Consider the following 19,613-nt stretch of genomic DNA (forward strand, 5'->3'; position numbering starts at 1 on the left):
GATGTGCAGCGCGTCGGTCCGGTAGTCGACGAGCAGGTCGACCTTGGCGCCGGCGCCGTGCTTGTGAGCGTTGGTCAGCGCCTCCTGGATGACGCGGTAGGCGGCCAGGTCGACGGCGGTCGGCAGAGGGCGCGGTCGGCCGGCCTGCCGGTGGCGGACGCTCAGCCCGGCGGCGGTCAGCGATTCGATGAGCCGTCCGAGGCGGGACAGGCCGGGCACGGGTTCCGTCGGATGCGCCTCATCCATCTCGTCCGTCCCGTCGCCGGACTGTCGTAGTACGTGCAGCAGCGAGCCCAGCTCGTCCAGCACCGTGCGACCGCCTTCGCGGATGTGGCCGAGCGCCGCCTCGGCCCGGTCCGGCCGGTCACGCAGGAAGTGTCCGGCGACGCCCGCCTGAATGGTGATCAGGGCGATGTGGTGGGCGACCACGTCGTGGAGTTCCCTGGCGATGCGCAGCCGCTCCTCGGCGACCCGGCGGCGGGCCTCCACTTCCTTGCTCGCCTCCGCACGTTGCGCCCGCTCCTCCATGGCGGCCGTGTAGTCGCGCCAGGTGCGCACCGTGCCGCCGACAGCGGCGAACGTGGCGACCCAGGCGAACACCGCGCCGCCCTCCGGGTCGGAGGCGGAGTTCATCGGATAGGCGATGACGACGTACAGCGCGGTGGCCGTGAGGGCGGCGGCGATCACCGCGGTCCGGCGCCGGACCGTGCGGGCCACGGTGTAGACCGCGATCAGCGCGGTGAAGGCGAGCACGGGTGACGGACGGGAGGTGAGGACGGTGAACGCGGTCTCGCCGAGCACCGTCAGCGCCAGGACGGGCAGCGGTGCCCGTCGGCGGGTCAGCAGCAGGAGGACGGCGGTCCCGGCGGCAACCGCGTCGGCACCTGACGGTGCTTCGCCGTCGGGTCCTCGTCCGAACAGCAGGTAGAGCAGACCGCCGGCGCCCACGACGGCGGCGAGGGCGGCGTCCAGCAGGCGTGGCTCGACGCCGGTCACCCGTCGCCACGGCACCGGGCCGGTCACGGCCGCACCGTCCCCTCGTACCTGGTCGCCTCGTACGGAGTCCCCTCGTGCCGGCGGACGGGACCACCCGCCCGTACGCCGGAGGGGTACGAGCGGGCGGTAGGGGTGCCGGCGGCGCTGTGTTCAGGCATCGGACTCAGGCATCGCGCCGCTTGAGGACGACGGCCGCGCCGGCCAGGAGGACGACGATGTACACGGCGAACACCGCCAGTCCGGACCCGGGTGACAGCGAGTCACTGGTCGTCTGCACGGACATGACCGAGTTCGCCGCGTTCGACGGCAGGTTCGGGCCGATGGCGTCGTTCCAGCTGCTGGGCAGCAGCTGGATCAGGCCGGGCACCACGAACAGCGCGCCCACTACGAGGGTGATCGCCCCGGCGGTGTTGCGCAGCAGGACGCCGACGGCCAGGCCGATCAGCCCAGCGCCGGTCAGGTAGACGGCCGCGCCAACGACCGCGCGGAACACCCCCGGATCGGACAGCGCGGCGGTGTCCATGTCGCGGGACGACAGGACCGCCTGGCCGAGCAGGAAGGCTCCCAGGGCCGCGATGAGCATGAGCACGAAGCTCACCGCGGCGAAGACGACCACCTTGCCCCACAGCACCGGCAGGCGTGAGGGGACTGCGGCGAGCGTGGCGCGGATGGTTCCGGTGGCGTACTCGCCGGCGCTCATCAGCACTCCGAGCACCGCGGTGGCCAGCGCGGCGAGCATCACTCCGCCCAGAGTGATCGAGGTCGGGTCGCTGAAGTCCTCCTGATCGGGGCCCTCTCCCGAGCCGACCAGGCTGCTGAACAGCAGCCCGAAGCCGATGAGGAGGGCCACCGTGATCGCCAGCGTCAAGGTCGTCGAGCGAAGCGACCGCAGCTTGATCCATTCCATGTGGAGGACCCGCGGAAAGGTGACCCGTTGACGGTCGGCCGACGGGCGTTCCGTCCTGTGCGTGTCCTGCGGGGCGAGGTCTGTGGTGCTCATCGGTTCGTCCTTCCCGTCGTGACGGGCTCCGCGGTGGTGGCGTGGTATTCGACGGAGTCGTGGGTCAGTTCCATGAACGCCTCTTCCAGCGAGGCCTCCTGACGGAACAGCTCGTGCAGCACCAGGCCCGCGGCCGCCGCGCGTTCACCGATCTCGGCCGCCTCCAGTCCCGTCACCTCCAGCAAGCCGGGCTCGCTGGTGGAGACCGTGACGCCGTCGCCCAGCAGCACGGCACGCAGGTCCGCGGCCTGCGGTGAGCGCACTCGTACGCTGCGGCTGGCGGACCCGGCGATGAAGTCGGCGAGCGGACCGGCCGACAGCAGCCGGCCCCGTCCGATCACGATCAGGTCCTCGGCGATCAACGCCATCTCGCTCATCAGGTGAGAGGAGACGAAGACCGTCCGCCCCTGGTCCGCGAGGCCCTTCAACAGATTGCGAATCCACAACACGCCTTCAGGATCAAGGCCGTTGACCGGCTCATCCAGCATCACGACCTTGGGGTCGCCGAGGAGCGCCGAGGCGATGCCCAGCCGCTGCCCCATGCCCAGCGAGAACCCGCCCGCCCGCTTGCGGGCCACCTCCGTCAGCCCGACCATGTCGATCACCTCAAGCACCCGCCGCTTGCCGATGCCGTTGCTCGCCGCCAGAGCCAGCAGGTGCTGATATGCCGAGCGCCCGGGGTGGATCGACTTCGCCTCCAGCAACGCCCCGATCTCCTGGAGCGGGGCCTTGTGCTGCTCGTACGGACGGCCGTTGATACGCGCCGTACCGGACGACGGCCGGTCAAGGCCCATGATCATCCGCATCGTGGTCGACTTGCCCGCACCGTTGGGCCCTAGGAACCCCGTCACCACTCCAGGGCGCACGGAGAAGGTCAGTTCATCGACGGCGAGTTTGTCGCCGTACCTCTTGCTGAGGTCGTTTACCTCGATCACGATCCACCTCACATTTTTGAGGCTTCAAGGTTCTCGGAGGAAAGCGCGCTCCGGCGTCAACCCACGGCGTGCACTGCGCGTACCACGACCGCAGTACGCCATGACCCGGCACCACGACCGTGGGGCGATCCGCGCGTCGCGGCCGATGGCTGCTCACCACGTCCTGGATGGTGGTGAGCGTGGTCGCGTCGGGTGAGGTGACGCGGATGAGCAGGTGGTCGTCCGCGACGAGCCCACCGATCACAGCGCAGGGTGATCGACGGCTTCTGCTTCGGCCGGCCGAACCGGTCCGTCGAGGCGTTCAGTCCACGCGGATGATTCCCCGGCCCAGCGCGGCGGTGACGGCGGCGGTGCGGTCGCCGACGCCGAGCTTGGCGTAGATGTGGAGCAGATGGGTCTTGACCGTTGCCTCGGACAGGCGCAGGGCGCGGGCGATCTGTTTGTTGCTCTGCCCGCGGGCCACGGCGGCCAGGACTTCGAGTTCCCTGCCGGACAAGCCGTCGCCCCGGTCGCCGCGCATGTGGGCCAGGACCTTGGCGGCGACCGTGGGCGACAGTGCCGCACCTCCCCGGGCGGCGGTACGGACGGCCTGGCACAGCTCATTTCGTCCGGTGTCCTTGAGCAGGTAGCCGACCGCGCCGGCGTCGATGGCGGCGGTGATGTCGGCGTCCGTGTCGTAGGTGGTCAGGACGAGTACCCGGACTTCGGGGTGGGCGGCGCGGATGGCGGCGGTCGCGGTGGTGCCGTCCATGCCGGGCATCTGCAGGTCCATCAGCACCACGTCGGGTGCGAGCGAGGCGGTCTGGTGCAGTGCCTCGGCACCGTTGACAGCTTGGCCGACGACCGTGAGGTCGGGCTGGGTGGCCAGCATGGCGGCAAGCCCGTCGCGGACCACGGGGTGGTCGTCGGCGAGGAGGACCCGGATGGTGGGACCGGTCGAAGTCCTCATGACGCCGGGGCCATCCGCTTGGTGCCCGACACGGCGGCTGAGGGTTCGGGGGACGGAGGCTCGGCGGGGAGGCGCACCGTGACGGCGACGGTCGTACCCTCGCCCGGGGCGCTTTCCACCGCGAACGTGCCGTGCAAGGCGGCGATGCGCTCCCGCATGGTGGTCAGGCCGACGCCCGCATGCCGGGCAGCGGGCGCGAAACCGGTGCCGTCGTCCTGGATGTCGATCGCCAGGACATCGCCGAGGTACGACAGCGTGACCGAGACGCTCATCGCGCGGGCGTGCCGCCGGGCGTTGGTCAGTGCCTCCTGCACGACACGCAGCAATTCGCCCTCGGTACTGGGCGGCAGGGCGACCGGTCGGCCGGTCACGACCGTGTAGGCCTCGGTGCCGGTCTCCTCCGTCAGACGGGTGGTGAGTTCGCGAACCGCGTCCGCCAGGTGCGTACGGTCCAGTGGCGCGGGGCGCAGGGCGTGCACGAGGCGGCGGCTCTCGGCGAGGTTGTCCCGGGCCGTGCGCATGGCCTGCTCGACGCGGCGGGCCGCAGGAGAGTCGGGGGGCAGGTCGTCGCGTGCGGCGTCGAGCAGCATGGCGATGGACGCGAACCCCTGGGTCAGCGTGTCGTGGACCTCCCGGGCCAGGCGCTGGCGTTCGGCCAGGGTGCCCGCCTGGCGTTCCGCCGCCGCTCGTTCCGCCTGGGTGGCGGTGAGCTCGTCCAGGAGCCGCTGCCGCTTGTGACTCTCATGGTCGAGGGTGGCGACGTAGCAGGTGATGGTGACCGCCACCGCCGTGCCGAGCACGCAGCCCGTGAGCGCCCGCACGTCGACGTAGCCGTCCGTGGTGAGGCTCTGCAACGACCAGGCGGCACCCATCACCAGCACCCCGCCGGCCGACCACCAGGCCCGCCTCAACCAGTACGGACTCAGCACCGCCACGGCGACCGGGAGGAACGCGGGGTCCACCACGACCATGACCGCCCACCCGGCCAAGGCCCCGACAAGGTAGGGCAGCGGCGGGCGACCGGCGCCAGCGCCACCACGCAGCGCGATCCAGTACGCGTACCAAAGGGCGAGCCCCACCGCCGGGCCGATCCGCGACAGCGCCGCGCCGGTCGTCATGTCCGCCCCGGCCAGCGCACCCGGCATCGACAGGGCGAGCACGGTGGCGAAGAAGGCGTGCTGGCCCATGGTCTTCCACCGCTCGCGCGCCCGCCCCTGTTGCCGTGCCATGGCCCTCAGCGTAGGCGCAGCCGCATAGCGGGCGGATCAGCCGGCCAGTGGGGGCGGGTCCACCGATCGGTGGATGAAGGGCGCGTCGATCGGTCGATGTGCGTGAGGGGCGCGGGCGGCGACGATCAGCCCCGCGGCCGACGGCCTGCTGACCCACCGCCCCGTGTGAGGAACCACCAGTGCCCCTGGCCTTCATTCCCAGCCCGTCCATCGGCGAGATCCACCTGGGTCCGCTGCCGCTGCGCGGTTACTCGCTGATGCTGATCCTCGGAATCGCCGCCGGGGTGTGGCTGGGCGGGCGTCGCTGGGCCGCTCGCGGCGGGGAGAAGACCGTCGTGGCGGATGTCGCCCTGTGGGCGGTCCCCTTCGGCGTGGTCGGTGCCCGCCTCTACCACGTGATCACGTCCGGCGAGCTGTACTTCGGTGAGGACGGCGATCCCGTCAAGGCCCTTTTCATCTGGGACGGAGGCATCGGGATCTGGGGCGCCATCGCCGGCGGCGCCGTCGGAGCCTGGATCGGCTGCCGCCGCAAGGGCGTTGCCCTGTCCGCGTTCGCCGACGCCATCGCCCCCGGCATCGCGCTGGGCCAGGCCATCGGCCGCTGGGGCAACTGGTTCAACCAGGAGCTCTACGGACGGGCCACCACTCTCCCCTGGGCCCTGGAGATCGACCCCGCACACCGGCCTGAGGCCACCCCGAACCTGGCCACGTATCACCCCGCGTTCCTGTACGAGTCGTTGTGGTGCCTCGGCGTCGTCGCCCTGGTCGTGTGGGCGGACCGCCGCTTCCGTCTCGACCGGGGCCGGGCGTTCGCGCTGTACGCCGCCGCCTATTGCGTCGGGCGCTTCTGGATCGAGTATCTGCGGGTGGACGAGGCCCACCACGTCCTGGGCCTGCGCCTGAACGACTGGACCGCTCTGCTGGTCTTCGCGGCCGCCGTCGCCTACCTCGTGGCTGCGACACGGCGTGCGGCCGACAGGCGTGAGGGCGTCGACGTCGGCCGTCTCCTTCAGCAAGTGGATGCCACCAGTAGCCCCAAGAACTGACCATGTTCCCTCTCACAAGCTGGAGTTGCCATGTCCCCTGCCTCCGAGACGCTCGCTTCACGTCGAGGTCCGCTCGTGGTGGCGGGAGGCGTGTTCGTCGCCTTCCTGGTGTCCTCCTTGGCGAACGCGTTGATCGCGGTGCTGGCGCACGCGCTGGGCGCGCCTGAGGACTTCGACCCGTTGGAGCCCTCGTCGTACGTCTTTCTGACCGCGCTGGGAGTGCTTGCGGGAGCCGGCGGATGGGCCGTCGTCCGCAGGTTTTCCCCCGATCCCGAACGGCTGCTCCGTCGGCTCGTCGCGTCGGTCGTCGTGGTGTCCTGCGTTCCGGACTTCTTCCTGTTCGGCGAGGGCGAGGTGACCGGTGTGGTGGGGCTGCTCGCAATGCACGTCGTGGTTGCGGTGATTGCGGTGCAGGTGTACCGCAGGGTCATGCCCGTGGGCTCGGTGCGATGACTGCGGCGCCAATCCGACCACCGATGCGACTCAGCGGCACCGGCTCCGTAGCGGGGCATCGCGTCCGATGTCGCGCACCATCAGGTCACCAGTGTCGCCACCGGCTGCTGGAACCGGTGGCCATGGGAAGCCAGATGAGCGCCGACTCCATGGCGTCTCGCGGCTTGGGACCTGGCGCCTGCTCCTCCGCCGACGTGCCGTCCCGTCTCGCCACCATCTGCTGATCAGCGGCGGACGCGGGCCGCGTCCGCCGCCGCGGCGCGAGTTTCGCCGGGCCCTGCGGCCATGCGGCGGCTGGCTTCGCCGAGGCCGTCGGCGAGCGCCCGCACCTGGTCGGGCGTGAGCACATCGATGAGCAGTTCTCGCACCATCTCCACATGACCTGGTGCCGCCCGCTCCAGCAGGGCCATGCCCTCGTCGGTGAGTACGGCGAATACGGCACGATCATCGCTGGGACAGGAGCGCCGACGCACCAGCCCGACCTTCTCCATCTGCCCGACCTGATAGGTCAGCCCGCTCTTGGAGTTGACCAGGGCGCCGGCCAGTTCGGCCATCCTCATCTCCCGGTCCGGTGTCCCGCTGAGCCGGGCGAGGATCTCGTACTGCAGGCCGGACAGGCCGAAATCACGCTCAAGGCGCTGCTCCAGCTGCCGGTACAGCAGCGCGTGAGCGGTGGTGAAGGCCGTCCAGGCTCGCTTCTCCTCGCCGTACCGCCGCAGCCACCGTCCGCACCCGGGTCCGCATTCCGCTGAGCTTCTCGGACGGTTACCAGGTGACCGCCGAGGTGATCACGTTCAACGGCCTGGCCGACGGCGCCGAGCATGTCGCCCTGATCCTGGGAGACCCGGCCACCACCGCTGCCACCCCGCTGGTGCGTCTGCACTCCGAATGCCTCACCAGTGACGTCTTCGGTTCCGCCCGCTGCGACTGCGGCCCCCAACTGCGCGAGGCCACCGAACGCATCGCCACCACCGGAGGCGTCCTGCTCCACCTGCGCCAGGAGGGCCGCGGCATCGGCCTCGACAACAAGCTGGACGCCCTACGCTCTGCAGGACGCCGGCCTGGACACCTACGAGGCCAACACCGCCCTCGGCATCTCGATCCCCCGGACCGTCCCCACCGGCGTGCACACCACGCCCAGCAACCTGCGCTGCTCCGCGCCGAGTTGGGCAGCGGCGGAGAAGCGGGACGGCCGTGGTGCCGGTCGGGCCTGCGCCAGGTCGCGGTCACCTCACGTTCGCTCCCGGACTGTTGGATCCAGGACCGGCGTTCGGAGACGGGTCCTGGTCTCGGACATAGACGGTGACTCGGGCCCCGTTGACATGGGTTGTTCCGTACTCGCGGAAGTGGCGCCGCAGGGTGCTTGTTTTCGCTTCCTCCTGCGGGTTGGTCGGCGAGTGGACGCCCACCGCGCGGACCGCGACGATCCGGTCGAATTCAAGCATGCGTGCCGCAATATCCGCGGCGGGAAGCTCGACACCTGCAAGTGTGCTCGACGAAACGGCGTCCTGTGCCAGGGCGAGATCCGTCAGGAAACGGCTGTCCTCGGGGTTGGCCCCGGTCAACATTCGGGCCTGGCCGGAGAGATAGAGCAGCCCGTCGCCCGGACGGCCTTCCTTGCGTACGGCGGCGCCGAGTGCGGTGACGTCATTGCTCCGGCTCTGGGGCGTCCTCAGCGACAGGCTCGGCGGGACGAGCGCGGCCAGTACGGCAACCGCCGCGATCCACGTGATGCGGGAAGAGCGCTGCCGACGATGGAAGTAATCAATCAAGGCGCCCAGCAGCAAGGCGATTCCGATATTGCTGAAGAGCACATACCGGTCGACGAAAAGGGGCTTGACCAGTGAGGCGATCAGCAGCAGAAGGCCCGGAAGCACAAGAATCGGCACAGCCAGCACGGAAAGCCGCACGGGCCCCCTCACCCTCAGGGGTGCCAGGGCACACACCACGCCCATGACCGCCACCACCAGGAAATAGCCAGGCCGCACCGGTCCGCCGATCCAGGACACCTGCTCCGACTGCCCCGCACTGAAGATCGCCAGCGGCAACAGCCCGACCACAACGCCCGCGGCAGCCACACTCCACGCCCTCAGCACCGGTCGTGGAACACGGGAGACGACCAGTGTGACGCCGTGTGCAACCAGGGCGAGGACCGCGAACTCATGGAGCAGGCAGGCCAGCAGCATGGTGGAGCCATAGACCACCCACCGCCACCGATCGCGATGCGGGACGCTGACCACGAGCGCATAGGTGGCCCAGGTGACCAGGGCACAGACCATGGCGTACGAGCGGCCTTCCTGCGCGTACTTCTGCACCTGAGGAAGGAGCGGAAACACCAGCCCGGCCAGCAGCCCGACACGGGGTCCCGCCAGGCGGAACCCCAGAAGCCCGACTCCGGCCGCTGCCAAGGACATTGCCACCACAGACGGCAGCCGCAACGTCAGCAGCCCTCCGCCGAAGAGACCGAAGATCTCATGCATCACGGCGTAGTAGAGGGCATGGACCAGATCAACATGCTGGGCGGTGAGCCATATCTGCGAAAGATCGCGGTGCGCGAGCTGATAGGTGACGGACTCGTCCCCCCACATCGTGTTCTGCCTGCGGATACCCCAGAGCCCCAGAGCGATGGTCAGCATCAAGGGCGCGATGACGACAACGGCTTTGGCCGGGCTCGGTGATTGCCGAGGGACGGGGACGGGAGGGGCAACCGTCGTGGCCGCGGCGGGGACACGTTCATCAAGGGACATCGGCGACAGGGCCTTTCAGCAGTGGCGAAGAAACTCCGCCAGCGTGCCGGGACCTCGTTGACCGGATGCTGATCCAACCTGACCGGCCGATCAGGAAGGCGGGCCGACCCTGTGCGAGGCTGCACCACATGCGCATCCTGGTGGTCGAAGACGAGGTGGACCTGGCCCACACCCTGCACACCGGTCTGACCGCCGAGGGCTACAGCGTCGACCTCGCCCATGACGGCCGGCAGGGACTGTGGATGGCCCGGACCGGCGAATACGCCCTTGTCGTCCTGGACTTGATGCTGCCCGGACTCAACGGCTACAAGGTCTGCGCCCAGCTGCGCCGGGAGGGCAACGCGACCCCCATCCTGGTACTCACCGCCAAGGACGGGGACTGGGATCAGGCAGAGGCCCTGGACACGGGGGCCGACGACTACCTGGCCAAACCCTTCTCCTACTTGGTGCTCGTCGCTCGCCTGCGGGCCCTGGTCAGACGAGCCGCTGCGGTCGCCCCGCCCGTCCTTGCCGTGGGCGACCTCTCGTTGGATGTCGCCGGCCGGGTCTGCCGCCGGGCCGGGACCCGGGTGGAACTCACACCCCGGGAGTTCGCCGTGCTGGAGCTGCTGGCCCGCCGGGCGGGCCAGGCGGTCTCCAAATCGGATCTGCTCTATCACGCGTGGCCCGATGAAGCCCTGGATCCCAACCTGGTGGAGGCGCGCGTCAGCGCATTGCGCAAGAAGGTGGACGCCGCGTTCGACCGGCAGTCCCTGCAGACCGTACGGGGTACCGGCTACCGGCTGGTGGACGACCGTGAACGCGACTGAGCCGCGACGCCGCTGGTGGCCCCGTTCGGTACGAGCCCGCACGGCCCTGGCCGCCGCCCTGGCCGCCGCCGTCGTGCTGGTCGGCATCGGCTGGTGGGTGCACCAGGAGGTCTACCGCGAGAGCATGGCCATCGCCGAAGAACGTGCCGAGCGGAATCTCGCCGCTCTCGTTGATCAGCTGAGGGATGGCTCGGTTCCCGGTCCCAGAAGCGCCGCGCCGTACGAGGTCGTCGCGACCGGCCGACGCACCCCTGTCGCGTCCGGCGGAGCCATGCAGGACTTCGATCCCCGCGCCCGCCATGTGCTGCCCACCCCACCCGCGCTCTCCGCCCCGACAGGGGATGACGATGACGGTGGGGGCTATACGATGCGGCCCCTCCGCATACCGGAGCGCCGCGACCACAACTCCGAGTACGGATACGACTTGGCCGGCAAGACCTACTTGGTCTTGTACAACGACATCTGGGCCGGTGAACTGGGCAAGGACAAGGCCGCCGCCCTGGGCGTCACCGCCGACGCCACGCTGCGGGCCTATGTGGTGGTGCTCCCGGACACAGCCGAGGAGATCGCCGCCACCACCGACGACCTGCTGCTACGGGCCGGTCTCGTCGGCCTCGTACTGATCGCCGCCATCGCCTACTTCACCGTCCGCATCGCGCTGCGCCCGGTCGAAGCCATCCGCGTCCTCACCGCCTCGGTCACCCCGAGCGACCCGCGCCAACGCGTCACCGTCCCTGCCACGGGACACGAGATCACCGCCCTGGCCACCACCATCAACACCACCCTCCAACGCCTTGACGACGCCGCCGCCCAGCAGCGCCGCTTCGTCGCGGACGCCGCCCACGAACTGCGCAGCCCCCTCACCACCCTGCTGACCAGCCTGGAAGTCGCGCTCGCCTACCCGGAACGCACCGACTGGCCCGCCACGGCCACCACCGCCGCACGACAGACCCGCCGCCTCCAGGCCCTCGCCGAAGACCTGTTGCTCCTCGCCCGCCTCGACACCCGCACCCCCACAGCCGGCCCCGAAACCGTCGACCTGACAGCCCTCGCCTCCCGGCTGACCGAGCAATACCCCCTCACCGAACGGCCGTTGACCCTCACCTGCGACAGCACCGCCCCCGCACACGCACACGGAAACCCCGACGAATACGAACGCCTGCTGCGCAACCTCATCGACAACGCCGTCCGCCATGCCGCACACCGCATCCAGATCACCGTCCGGAACCAGGACGACTGGGTCGTCCTCACGGTGCACGACGACGGACCGGGCGTGCCCACCGAGGACGCCGAGCGCATCTTCGAACGCTTCGTCCGGCTCGACGACGCCCGCTCCCGCGACCACGGCGGCACCGGCCTGGGCCTCGCCATCGCCCGCGACCTGGCCCACCGCCACCGAGGCACCCTCACCCTCACCCCCCGGACCCTCGGAGCATGCTTCCAGCTCCGCCTTCCCCGAGCCCCCGCCCCGGCCGAGACATGAGGCGCTTCACCGCGGCAGCCCTTCGGAACCGTCACACATCCACTTCGCCCGCTAACCGACGATCGTCACCACAGACAGCCGCCGACCGGCACGAGCATGACCTCATCCACCCATGCCACCTTCGTGACCTGCACGTTCAAGACGAACACAACTCTCTCAAGGTTCCCTACGTTGTCCTGCGGGACGTGGTGAGCCCTTCGTATGGTTCACCCACCCAGGGGCGCCGGGTGTGGCTTTCAAGGTTCTGCCGTCTGTGGCTTCCATCGATTGGCCGCCCGATGCCCCACGACGACTCGGCTGCCAATTAGGAATTGCGAATGATCGCTCCGTAGGGAATCGACAGCGAGGTCGTCCGTCGGGAGGCATCAGCACCACACCGCACGGAGGCACCACATGGCCGCGATCTGGGCCGGCATCGACGCAGGCAAAGCCCACCATCACTGCGTCGCGATCGACGAGAGCGGCCGCCGGCTGCTGTCGCGACGCGTCGCCAACGACGAACCCGAACTGCTCGAACTCCTCGCCGATGTCCAGGCCCTGGGGGACGAAGTGACCTGGGGTATCGACCTGGCCGACGGCGGGGCCTCCCTGGCCATCGCGCTCCTGGTCAACCACGACCAGCCGCTCCACTACATCTCCGGCCGGGCCATTCACCGCGCCTCCGAGAGCTACCGCGGCGAGGGCAAGACCGACGCCAAGGACGCCGCCGTCATCGCAGACCAGGTCCGCGTCCGCCGGGACCTGCACCCCTTACGCACCGGCGACGACACCGTCATCGATCTCAAGATCCTCACCGGCCGTCGCATGGACCTGGTCGCCGACCGCACCCGCACCGTCAACCGTCTCCGTGCCCAACTCACCGGCATCTTCCCCGGCCTGGAGCAGGCCTTGGACCTCACCAATACCGGCCCTCTCACCTTGATCACCGGCTATCAGACCCCTGCGGCCGTCCGCCGGATCGGCGTCAAGCGGCTGGAGACCTGGCTGCGCAACCGCCACGTCGTCCGCCCCGACCGGCTCGCCGAAACCGCTGTCCAGGCCGCCGAACGGCAACACACGAGCCTGCCCGGCGAGAAGCTGGCCGCCACGTTGGTGCACACCCTGGCGAAGGAGGTGATGAGCCTCAACCAGCAGGTCGCCGAGCTCGACAAGGCCATCGAGGCCCGGTTTCGTGACCACCGCACCTTCGAGGTGATCACCAGCATGCCCGGCCTGGGCGTCATCCTCGGCGCCGAGTTCCTGGCTGCCACCGGTGGGGACATGACGGCATTCGGCACCGCCGACCGCCTCGCCGGCTTCGGCGGTGTCGCCCCGGTGCCCCGCGATTCCGGGAAGCTGAGCGGGAACCTGCGCCGTCCGCAGCGATACAACCGCCGCCTCCAACGCGTCCTCTACACCTCGGCGTTGTTGAGCATTCGGCACTGCGACGAGTCGCGCCGGTTCTACGATCGCAAACGTGCCGAAGGCAAGCGCCATACCCAGGCCGTCCTCGCCCTCGCCCGCCGCCGCGTCAACGTCCTAATTCCCCTGTAAGGGGCTCACCGGCCCGCGCGTCGGTGAGGTTGTTCGAACGGGTTGTGACGCCTGCACTCCACCGGGCCGAGCAGGTCTGCGACGAGCACGGCTGCGCAACCCAGCTGGCGGGTGGTGGTCTCCTGAGCTCCGGTGGATACCTCTCAACGTCACGGCCAAGATGCCTTCCCAGAGAGCGGTGCCATCCGGTGCTCTCGTGGCCGCCGCCCATCCAGCGCTGACGCTGCTGGCGGTTGTGTGGGCTCCGGGCGCACGCCTATTTTCAGCCCGGCCATGATGTCTCCGCCAAGATCGGCGGCATTCGGCGCCTTCACGACCACCAGCGGCGTCAACACCGTTTGCTTGATCGCTCGTTGGAGTTGGTGGTGCGAGCCCGTCGCACGGTGATCTCTTGCATTCCCCGAGCCGTCTGAGCTCTGGGAACAGACCGGGGCCCGTGCGGTGAGCTGGTGCCACGAACGGCTTGTGAGGTGTCGGCCCGTTCCTTGATCGAGGCCTGGAATTAGGTCGCTGCGTGGCCCCGCATGCGCTCGTGACCAGCGCAAATACCCGCACTTCGGGGAGGGAAAGTTGATCTACTGCGGCATCGACTGGGCCGAGAAGACGCACGACGTCGCCCTGGTCGACGACGACGGCACGCTCTTGGCCAAACGCCACATCACCGACGACGCGGCCGGCTACAAGATCCTGCTGGACCTGCTCGCCGAGCACGGCGACACCGCGGACAACCCGATCCCGGTCTCCATTGAGACCTCCCGCGGCCTGCTCGTCGCCGTGCTGCGGACCGGGAAGCGCCAGGTCTACGCCATCAATCCGATGGCCGCCGCACGCTACCGCGACCGCCATGCGGTCACACGGAAGAAGTCCGACCCCGGCGACGCCCTCGTCCTGGCGAACATCCTCCGCACCGATATGCACGCCCACCGGCCATTGCCCCAGGACAGCGATCTCGCCCGCGCCATCGCCGTCCTCGCCCGCGCCCAGCAGGACGCCGTTTGGAACCGGCAGCAGCTCGCCAACCAGCTCCGCTCGCTCCTACGCGAGTGCTTCCCCGCCGCCCTCGACGCCTACCTGCACTGGCAGAACGGGCTCTGCCGCCCCGAGACCCGCATCCTGTTGGAACTCGCCCCCACGCCCTCGCGGGCGGCCCGGCTGTCGCTCGCGCAACTACGCTCGGCGCTCAAGCGCGCCGGCCGTCAGCGCCGGATCGATGCCGACGCCGAGCGCATCCGCGAGGTCCTGCGGGCCGAATACGCGCACCAGCCGCCGCTGGTCGAGGACGCGCTCGGCAAGCAACTGCTCGCTCTGCTACGGCAGCTCGACGCCGCCTGCACGGCCGCTGACCAGCTGGCCGAGGCGGTGGAAGGGGCTTTTTCTCAGCATCCGGACGCCGAGATTATCCTGAGCCTCCCCGGGCTCGGCACCCAGCTCGGCGCCCGGATCCTCGCTGAGATCGGGGACGACCACGCCCGCTTCGCAACTGCCCGCGGATTGAAGGCCTACGCCGGTGCGTCCCCCATCACCAGGGCGTCCGGCAAGAAGTCCAGCATCACCAGACGCTGGGTGAAGAACGACCGGCTCAACCACGCCGGCTATCTGTGGGCCTTCGCCTCACTGACCCAATCACCGGGCGCAAAGGCCCACTACGACCGCCGCCGCGAGGCCGGGGACTGGCACGCCGCCGCTCAGAGAAACCTCTTCAACAAGATGATCGGCCAGCTCTACCACTGCCTCCAGAAGCACATCCTGTTCGACGAGAACCTCGCCTTCCCCACACGACTTCTCGAAGCCGCTTGACAATTAGCTCCGTGAGGTGTCTCTGGGCCCTCCTGCGAGACGGACGGCGCTACGAGCCCGCTCCGCCGGCAGGGGCTGCCGCATAGGAAGGGACGCGACACGCTGCGCGCGGCCAGGTGGTCTGACGACCCCGTCAGACCAGACAAAACTCGTTACCTTCCGGGTCTGCCATCACCACGTGATCCGGCCTGCCCTGCAACTCGTCCTCACGGACCACGGTCGCGCCCGCAGCGGTCAACCGCTCCACCGCCTCGACCACGCGCGGCCAGCGCACCTCCCACGGGGTTTCACGGCCGCCACCAACTTGCACGTCGATATGCAGCCGGTTCTTCGCCACCTTCGGCTCCGGCACCTTCAGGAAGGACAAGGTGGGACCCACGCTGTCCGGATCTGAGAGGTACGCCCCGTCATCCCACTCGTCCTCCGGAACCTCATGATGCGAGAACCACTCCTCCCAGCTCCCGAACCCTGCGGGCGCGGGCTTCTCCTCGTAGCCCAACGCCAGCGCCCAGAACGCGGCCAGCTTCCCCGGGTACGCGCAGTCGATCGTCAAGCTCCACTTGGTCCCCACGAGCCCTCCCCAGTCGGATGAACGGACTGTACTGCGCTCCTCCGACACCTCCTGCCCGCTGCCTCAAGCGTGCGCCGCGGCTTGACAAACGGCATTAGGAATCGTTGGCGCGCTCTCAGCCTCCGATGGCACAGGACACCTGGCCTGTCTCAGCTGAGTCCAGGCGCCTTGAGATCCGGCACATGACGTTGTGGCAATCAGTTGAAAAGACGCAGCACCAGCCGGAAAACTGCCGTCGCTCCCCGCCAGATCCACTCGAACAGTCCTGCTGGCACGGCCACGTCGGCGGCGCCTTCGGCCGCGGCCCCCCGCCCTGACCCCGAACCGCACGCAGAGCAGGAACGGGGCCAACGGCGTTTTCGCGCACCGCACTTCTTGCACATCGTCATGACCGCATTCTCCCCCGCAGCATGTTGAGCCGCGGCGGCAGCGGACGGTGTGGATCGGCTGTCATCGCGGTGGGCTGCGTACGCGCCGTCCCGTGGCGCGGGGGCAATCAGGCAGTAGGGCGTCCGCCGTAGCGAAACTCATCGTGCTCGGCCCCAAGATCGTACTCAGGGATCTGGTCAGGCGTTCGAGCCGCCGGGATGCTCGGAACACACTCGCCCAAGGCGCTCAGCGCAACCGGGACATTCGGTGTCGGGGGCCGAAAAAAAGGGGGGCCACGTCATGAAGGCGATCGTTCAGGATGCGTACGGGTCGGAGGACCTGCTGGAACTGCGTGACATCGAGCGGCCCGTACCCCGCGACGACGAGGTGCTCGTCGAGATGCGTGCCGCGGGCGTGGGGCCCGAGGTGTGGCACCTGATGACCGGGCGGCCGTACGTGGCCCGGGCCGCACTCGGACTTCGTAAGCCCAAGAATCCCGTACGTGGCTGGGACGGGGCCGGGCGGGTCGAGGCGGTCGGGGCCAAGGTGACCGGATTCAAGCCGGGGGACGAGGTGTTCGGCAACTTCGAGGGCTCGTTCGCGGAGTACGCGCGGGCCAAGGCCGACAAGATCGCACTCAAGCCCGCTACCCTCACGTTCGAGCAGGCCGCCGCCCTCCCCGTCTCCGGCATGACCGCCCTCCAGGCCCTCAGCGACAAGTCCCGCCCCCAGCCCGGCCAGCGGGTCCTCGTCATCGGCGCGTCCGGCGGCGTCGGAACATACGCGGTCCAGCTCGCCACGATGTACGGCGCCGAGGTCACCGGCGTCTGCGGCCCCGCCGGCGCGGATCTCGTCCGGTCCCTCGGCGCCACCCACGTCATCGACTACACGCGCGAGGACATCACCGACAACAACCCGCACCGCTACGACGTCATCGTCGACAACGCGGGGCTTCGGCCGTTGCCCGTACTCCGCCGAGCCCTCACGCCGCGCGGCACCCTCGTCATCGTCGGCGGCGAGGGAGGAAGCGGCTTCTTCGGCGGCATGAGCCGTGGTCTCCGTGCCGTCCTGCTCTCGCCCTTCATCGCCCAGAACCTCCGCAACCTCATCTCCCTCAGCCGCCAGGAGGACCTCCTGAGCCTGAAGGACCTCGCCGAGAAGGGCCAGATCACCCCGGCCATCGACCGCTCATACCCCCTCTCCGAGGCACCTGCGGCCATCCGCCATCTGAAGCAGGGGCACCCCAAGGGCAAGCTCGTCGTGACCATCTGAGTGGCCACGGTGAGTGGCCGTGCAATTCCTCTGGTTGCGGTCGGCCAGCTGCTGTGCGTGGCGCATGGTGTGGATCGTTCTCGTGAGGCCAGTACGCGATTCCAGTCGCCCACGCACGCTCCGCCGCGGGTGGTTCCCCGGTGCGGCAACCAGAGACGCGACCCCTGATGATCAAGGTTGTCGAAGCCTTTGATCACGAACAGGGGTCGCGTTCGCCTGCCGTCCTCGTTCTGGGCCGGTTACCCGATCCACGCCGAGTCCGGGGCCGCCGCTACCTCCTGGGCTCCCTGCTCGCGCCGTGCACGGCCGCCGTCCCCGGCGGAGCCACGTCCCTGGCCGCCATCGCCCACTTCGCCGCCGACCACGTCAACGAAGGCAGCGGCACACTGATCAGCCTGGCTGTCGACGGCAAGACCGTGCGAGGCTCCCGCACCGACGACACCGCCGTCCATCTGCTCCCCGCCGCCCTTCACACCTGCCAGACCGTGATCGCCCATCGCCAGATCGCCGCGAAGAGCAACGAAATCCCGCCTTCGCCCGCACTGCCTGACCGCGTCGACCTGCGCGGCCTTGTCGTCACCGCCGGAGGCCGCTACCTACTGGTCGTGAAGGGCAACCAGAAGAGGCTGCGCAACCAGCTGCGGCACCTGCCCTGGCACCAGATCCCCCTGCAGACCCGCACCACCGGGGCCGGGCACGGCCGCCGCGAGGTCCGCCGCCTGAAGGTCTGCATCAAACGCCGCCGCACCCACCGCAAGACCGGCAAGACCGAGACGAAGACCGTCTACGCGATCACCGGCCTCGCCCCCGAGCAGGGCGACCCGGTGCAACTCGCCGAACTCATACAGAATCACTCGTCAGTTGAGGCCCTGCACCACATCCGAGACGTCGCCTGCGGCGAGGACGCCTCACGCATACGCACCGGTACCGCACCCCGCGCCATGGCCACCCTGCGCAACCTCGCCATCGGACTCATGCGCCAAGCAGGCTGGACCCACATCGCTGCCGCAGCCGTTCACTACCGGTCACGTCCCAGCACGCGGCCGCCATGCTCCGCCTCACAGCCTGAGAGCGGATCGCCCCTGGCACCATCGACCATCCGGCCTCGCTCGTGACGGATCCACGACTGCTCGCGATCGCCCGCTCGGCGGCCGTCACAGGAGCCTGACGCACGCCCGGCGGGCGGTCAGACGCGCAGAGCCTTGATCCCGTCGTAGGCGGCCATCACGACCTCGAGTCCCCGGTTGTCATCCCCGGGCTCGCGCATCTGATTCGTCACGTACGCCACCACCATGCGGGCGTCGGGCTCGATCATGACCATCGAGCCGCCCCAGCCGCCCCATCCGTAGGTGCTGCCGAACAGGCCGTAGCCCAGGCCGTAGCGCATCGAGATGCCCAGGATGCGGTCCTCGCCACGGAACTGCTCCTCCCACGCACGGTCGCAGCCCGCCTGCGACAGCAGCCGCACACCACGCACCGTTCCCGCACGCCATCACCGACTGCACGAGAGCGACCGAGCGGGCATTGCCGAATCCACTCGCCGCGGGGATCTGCGCGCGGCGCCAGGCGACGCTGTTCCCGTCACGGACCCGGATCCCGGTCCCGGCGGCGGGGGCTGCGGTTTTGCCGGGCGAGCTCGCCAGGTAGTCCTCGTCCCGCGACGGCGGCGGGACCGAGAGCGCGACCCGGTGGTCGTGCTCGGCAGCCAGCCCGATGCTGAAGTCCGCGCCCAGCGGCCCGGCCACCTCGTCGGCGAGGAACTCGCCCACGCTGCGGCCCGTGATCCGGCGCACCACCTCGCCCACGAGGAATCCCTGGGTCAGCGAGTGGTATCCGGCCGCGGTGCCCGGCTCCCACTGCGGAGCCTGCGCGGCGAGCCGCGCAGTGGCGGACGGCCAGTCGTAGAGCTCCTCGACCGGCCCGTCCCAGTTGGGCAGGCCCGCAGTGTGCGCAAGCAGGTGCCGCACCAGCACCCCGTCCTTGCCCGCCGCGGCGAACTCCGGCCAGTACCGAGCCACCGGCACGTCCAGGTCGAGTTCACCGCGGTCAGCCAGGATGAGGGCGCACAGCGCCGTCATCGTCTTGGTGACGGACCATACGCCTGCGATGGTGTCGCGCTGCCACGGGATCGTGCGGTCCGCGTCGGCGAATCCGCCCCAGACATCCACCACCGGCTCGCCGTCCACGAAGACCGCCACCGAAGCGCCCACATCTCCAGCGTCCAGCAACGCGGCCAGCGCGCCGGGCACCGCGGTGAACAGATCATCGTAGGAACCCTGGATCTCGGCCATACGCGGAACCTAGTACTGCAACGGTGGTTGTCGTGACTGCTGGCCAGGTCGTTCGTTGGTGTGGTTATGGGTGGGGACCTTGCTGATGTCAGGCTGTGGGCGGGTGAACTGGCCGCTCTGCATGAGCGGTTCG

Annotated in this window: 16 protein-coding genes and 2 pseudogenes; 9 read left to right on the forward strand and 9 right to left on the reverse strand. The window is 69.5% G+C overall.

What is annotated here, in order from left to right; translation table 11 throughout:
• The 5 genes from ACTWQO_RS46365 to ACTWQO_RS46385 form a co-directional block, all read right to left on the reverse strand.
• Positions 1 to 1,023 (reverse strand): sensor histidine kinase (locus tag ACTWQO_RS46365; protein ID WP_443243430.1); only part of this gene is annotated, 1,023 nt, incomplete at its 3' end.
• Positions 1,024 to 1,159: 136 nt separating this feature from the next.
• A complete protein-coding gene (locus tag ACTWQO_RS46370) occupies positions 1,160 to 1,996 on the reverse strand; it encodes an ABC transporter permease (protein ID WP_443243431.1) in 837 nt (278 codons plus the stop codon).
• Positions 1,993 to 2,931, reverse strand: coding sequence for an ABC transporter ATP-binding protein (locus ACTWQO_RS46375; protein WP_443243432.1), 939 nt, complete (start codon positions 2,929 to 2,931; stop codon positions 1,993 to 1,995). The genes ACTWQO_RS46370 and ACTWQO_RS46375 overlap by 4 nt, the downstream gene beginning before the upstream one ends.
• Before the next feature lie 301 nt (positions 2,932 to 3,232).
• Entirely contained in the window at positions 3,233 to 3,880 is a 648-nt protein-coding gene (locus ACTWQO_RS46380) for a response regulator (protein ID WP_443243433.1), read from the reverse strand.
• Positions 3,877 to 5,109 carry a sensor histidine kinase gene (locus ACTWQO_RS46385; protein ID WP_443243434.1) on the reverse strand — a complete coding sequence of 411 codons (1,233 nt, stop codon included), beginning with the start codon at positions 5,107 to 5,109 and terminating at the stop codon, positions 3,877 to 3,879. Before ACTWQO_RS46385 ends, ACTWQO_RS46380 begins: the two co-directional genes overlap by 4 nt.
• A gap of 179 nt (positions 5,110 to 5,288) precedes the next feature.
• Here ACTWQO_RS46385 and lgt point away from each other — a divergent pair, with 179 nt between their 5' ends.
• A complete protein-coding gene (gene lgt, locus ACTWQO_RS46390) occupies positions 5,289 to 6,155 on the forward strand; it encodes a prolipoprotein diacylglyceryl transferase (protein WP_443243435.1) in 867 nt (288 codons plus the stop codon).
• Positions 6,156 to 6,185: 30 nt separating this feature from the next.
• The gene (locus ACTWQO_RS46395; protein ID WP_443243436.1) at positions 6,186 to 6,608 is read left to right on the forward strand and encodes a DUF6069 family protein; all 423 of its coding nucleotides are present in this window, start codon (positions 6,186 to 6,188) and stop codon (positions 6,606 to 6,608) included.
• Positions 6,609 to 6,832: 224 nt separating this feature from the next.
• Here the strand turns inward: ACTWQO_RS46395 and ACTWQO_RS46400 are convergent, their stop codons facing one another.
• Entirely contained in the window at positions 6,833 to 7,327 is a 495-nt protein-coding gene (locus tag ACTWQO_RS46400) for a MarR family winged helix-turn-helix transcriptional regulator (RefSeq protein WP_443243445.1), read from the reverse strand.
• A 23-nt stretch (positions 7,328 to 7,350) separates the two neighbouring features.
• Here ACTWQO_RS46400 and ribA point away from each other — a divergent pair.
• Positions 7,351 to 7,705, forward strand: a pseudogene (gene ribA / locus ACTWQO_RS46405) (GTP cyclohydrolase II RibA); the annotation flags it as partial.
• Between the two features lie 129 nt (positions 7,706 to 7,834).
• Here the strand turns inward: ribA and ACTWQO_RS46410 are convergent.
• On the reverse strand, positions 7,835 to 9,244 hold the full coding sequence (locus tag ACTWQO_RS46410; protein WP_443243437.1) for a glycosyltransferase family 39 protein: 1,410 nt from the start codon (positions 9,242 to 9,244) through the stop codon (positions 7,835 to 7,837).
• Positions 9,245 to 9,483: 239 nt separating this feature from the next.
• On the opposite strand from ACTWQO_RS46410, the gene ACTWQO_RS46415 reads away from it, so the two are divergent.
• The 4 genes from ACTWQO_RS46415 (at position 9,484) to ACTWQO_RS46430 (ending at position 14,977) form a co-directional block, all read left to right on the forward strand.
• Positions 9,484 to 10,164, forward strand: coding sequence for a response regulator transcription factor (locus ACTWQO_RS46415; RefSeq protein WP_443243438.1), 681 nt, complete (start codon positions 9,484 to 9,486; stop codon positions 10,162 to 10,164).
• Positions 10,151 to 11,647: a sensor histidine kinase gene (locus tag ACTWQO_RS46420; protein ID WP_443243439.1), complete on the forward strand. Its 1,497-nt coding sequence runs from the start codon at positions 10,151 to 10,153 to the stop codon at positions 11,645 to 11,647. Before ACTWQO_RS46415 ends, ACTWQO_RS46420 begins: the two co-directional genes overlap by 14 nt.
• 393 nt (positions 11,648 to 12,040) lie before the next feature.
• The gene (locus tag ACTWQO_RS46425; protein WP_443243440.1) at positions 12,041 to 13,180 is read left to right on the forward strand and encodes an IS110 family transposase; all 1,140 of its coding nucleotides are present in this window, start codon (positions 12,041 to 12,043) and stop codon (positions 13,178 to 13,180) included.
• A 570-nt stretch (positions 13,181 to 13,750) separates the two neighbouring features.
• A complete protein-coding gene (locus tag ACTWQO_RS46430) occupies positions 13,751 to 14,977 on the forward strand; it encodes an IS110 family transposase (RefSeq protein ID WP_443243441.1) in 1,227 nt (408 codons plus the stop codon).
• A gap of 133 nt (positions 14,978 to 15,110) precedes the next feature.
• Here ACTWQO_RS46430 and ACTWQO_RS46435 read toward each other — a convergent pair whose 3' ends face one another.
• Positions 15,111 to 15,548, reverse strand: coding sequence for a VOC family protein (locus ACTWQO_RS46435; RefSeq protein WP_443243442.1), 438 nt, complete (start codon positions 15,546 to 15,548; stop codon positions 15,111 to 15,113).
• Positions 15,549 to 16,217: 669 nt separating this feature from the next.
• On the opposite strand from ACTWQO_RS46435, the gene ACTWQO_RS46440 reads away from it, so the two are divergent.
• Together ACTWQO_RS46440 and ACTWQO_RS46445 are read left to right on the forward strand one after the other, a co-directional pair.
• A complete protein-coding gene (locus ACTWQO_RS46440) occupies positions 16,218 to 17,189 on the forward strand; it encodes an NAD(P)-dependent alcohol dehydrogenase (protein ID WP_443243443.1) in 972 nt (323 codons plus the stop codon).
• 167 nt (positions 17,190 to 17,356) lie between these two features.
• Complete coding sequence (locus ACTWQO_RS46445; RefSeq protein ID WP_443243444.1) at positions 17,357 to 18,304, forward strand: hypothetical protein; 948 nt, start codon at positions 17,357 to 17,359, stop codon at positions 18,302 to 18,304.
• Positions 18,305 to 18,375: 71 nt separating this feature from the next.
• On the opposite strand, the pseudogene ACTWQO_RS46450 reads toward ACTWQO_RS46445, so the two are convergent.
• Positions 18,376 to 19,480 (reverse strand): annotated as a pseudogene (locus ACTWQO_RS46450) (serine hydrolase domain-containing protein).
• Positions 19,481 to 19,613: the final 133 nt, after the last annotated feature.

Source organism: Streptomyces sp. 4N124 (genome assembly GCF_052245395.1).
In the GTDB taxonomy this organism is placed as follows: domain Bacteria; phylum Actinomycetota; class Actinomycetes; order Streptomycetales; family Streptomycetaceae; genus Streptomyces.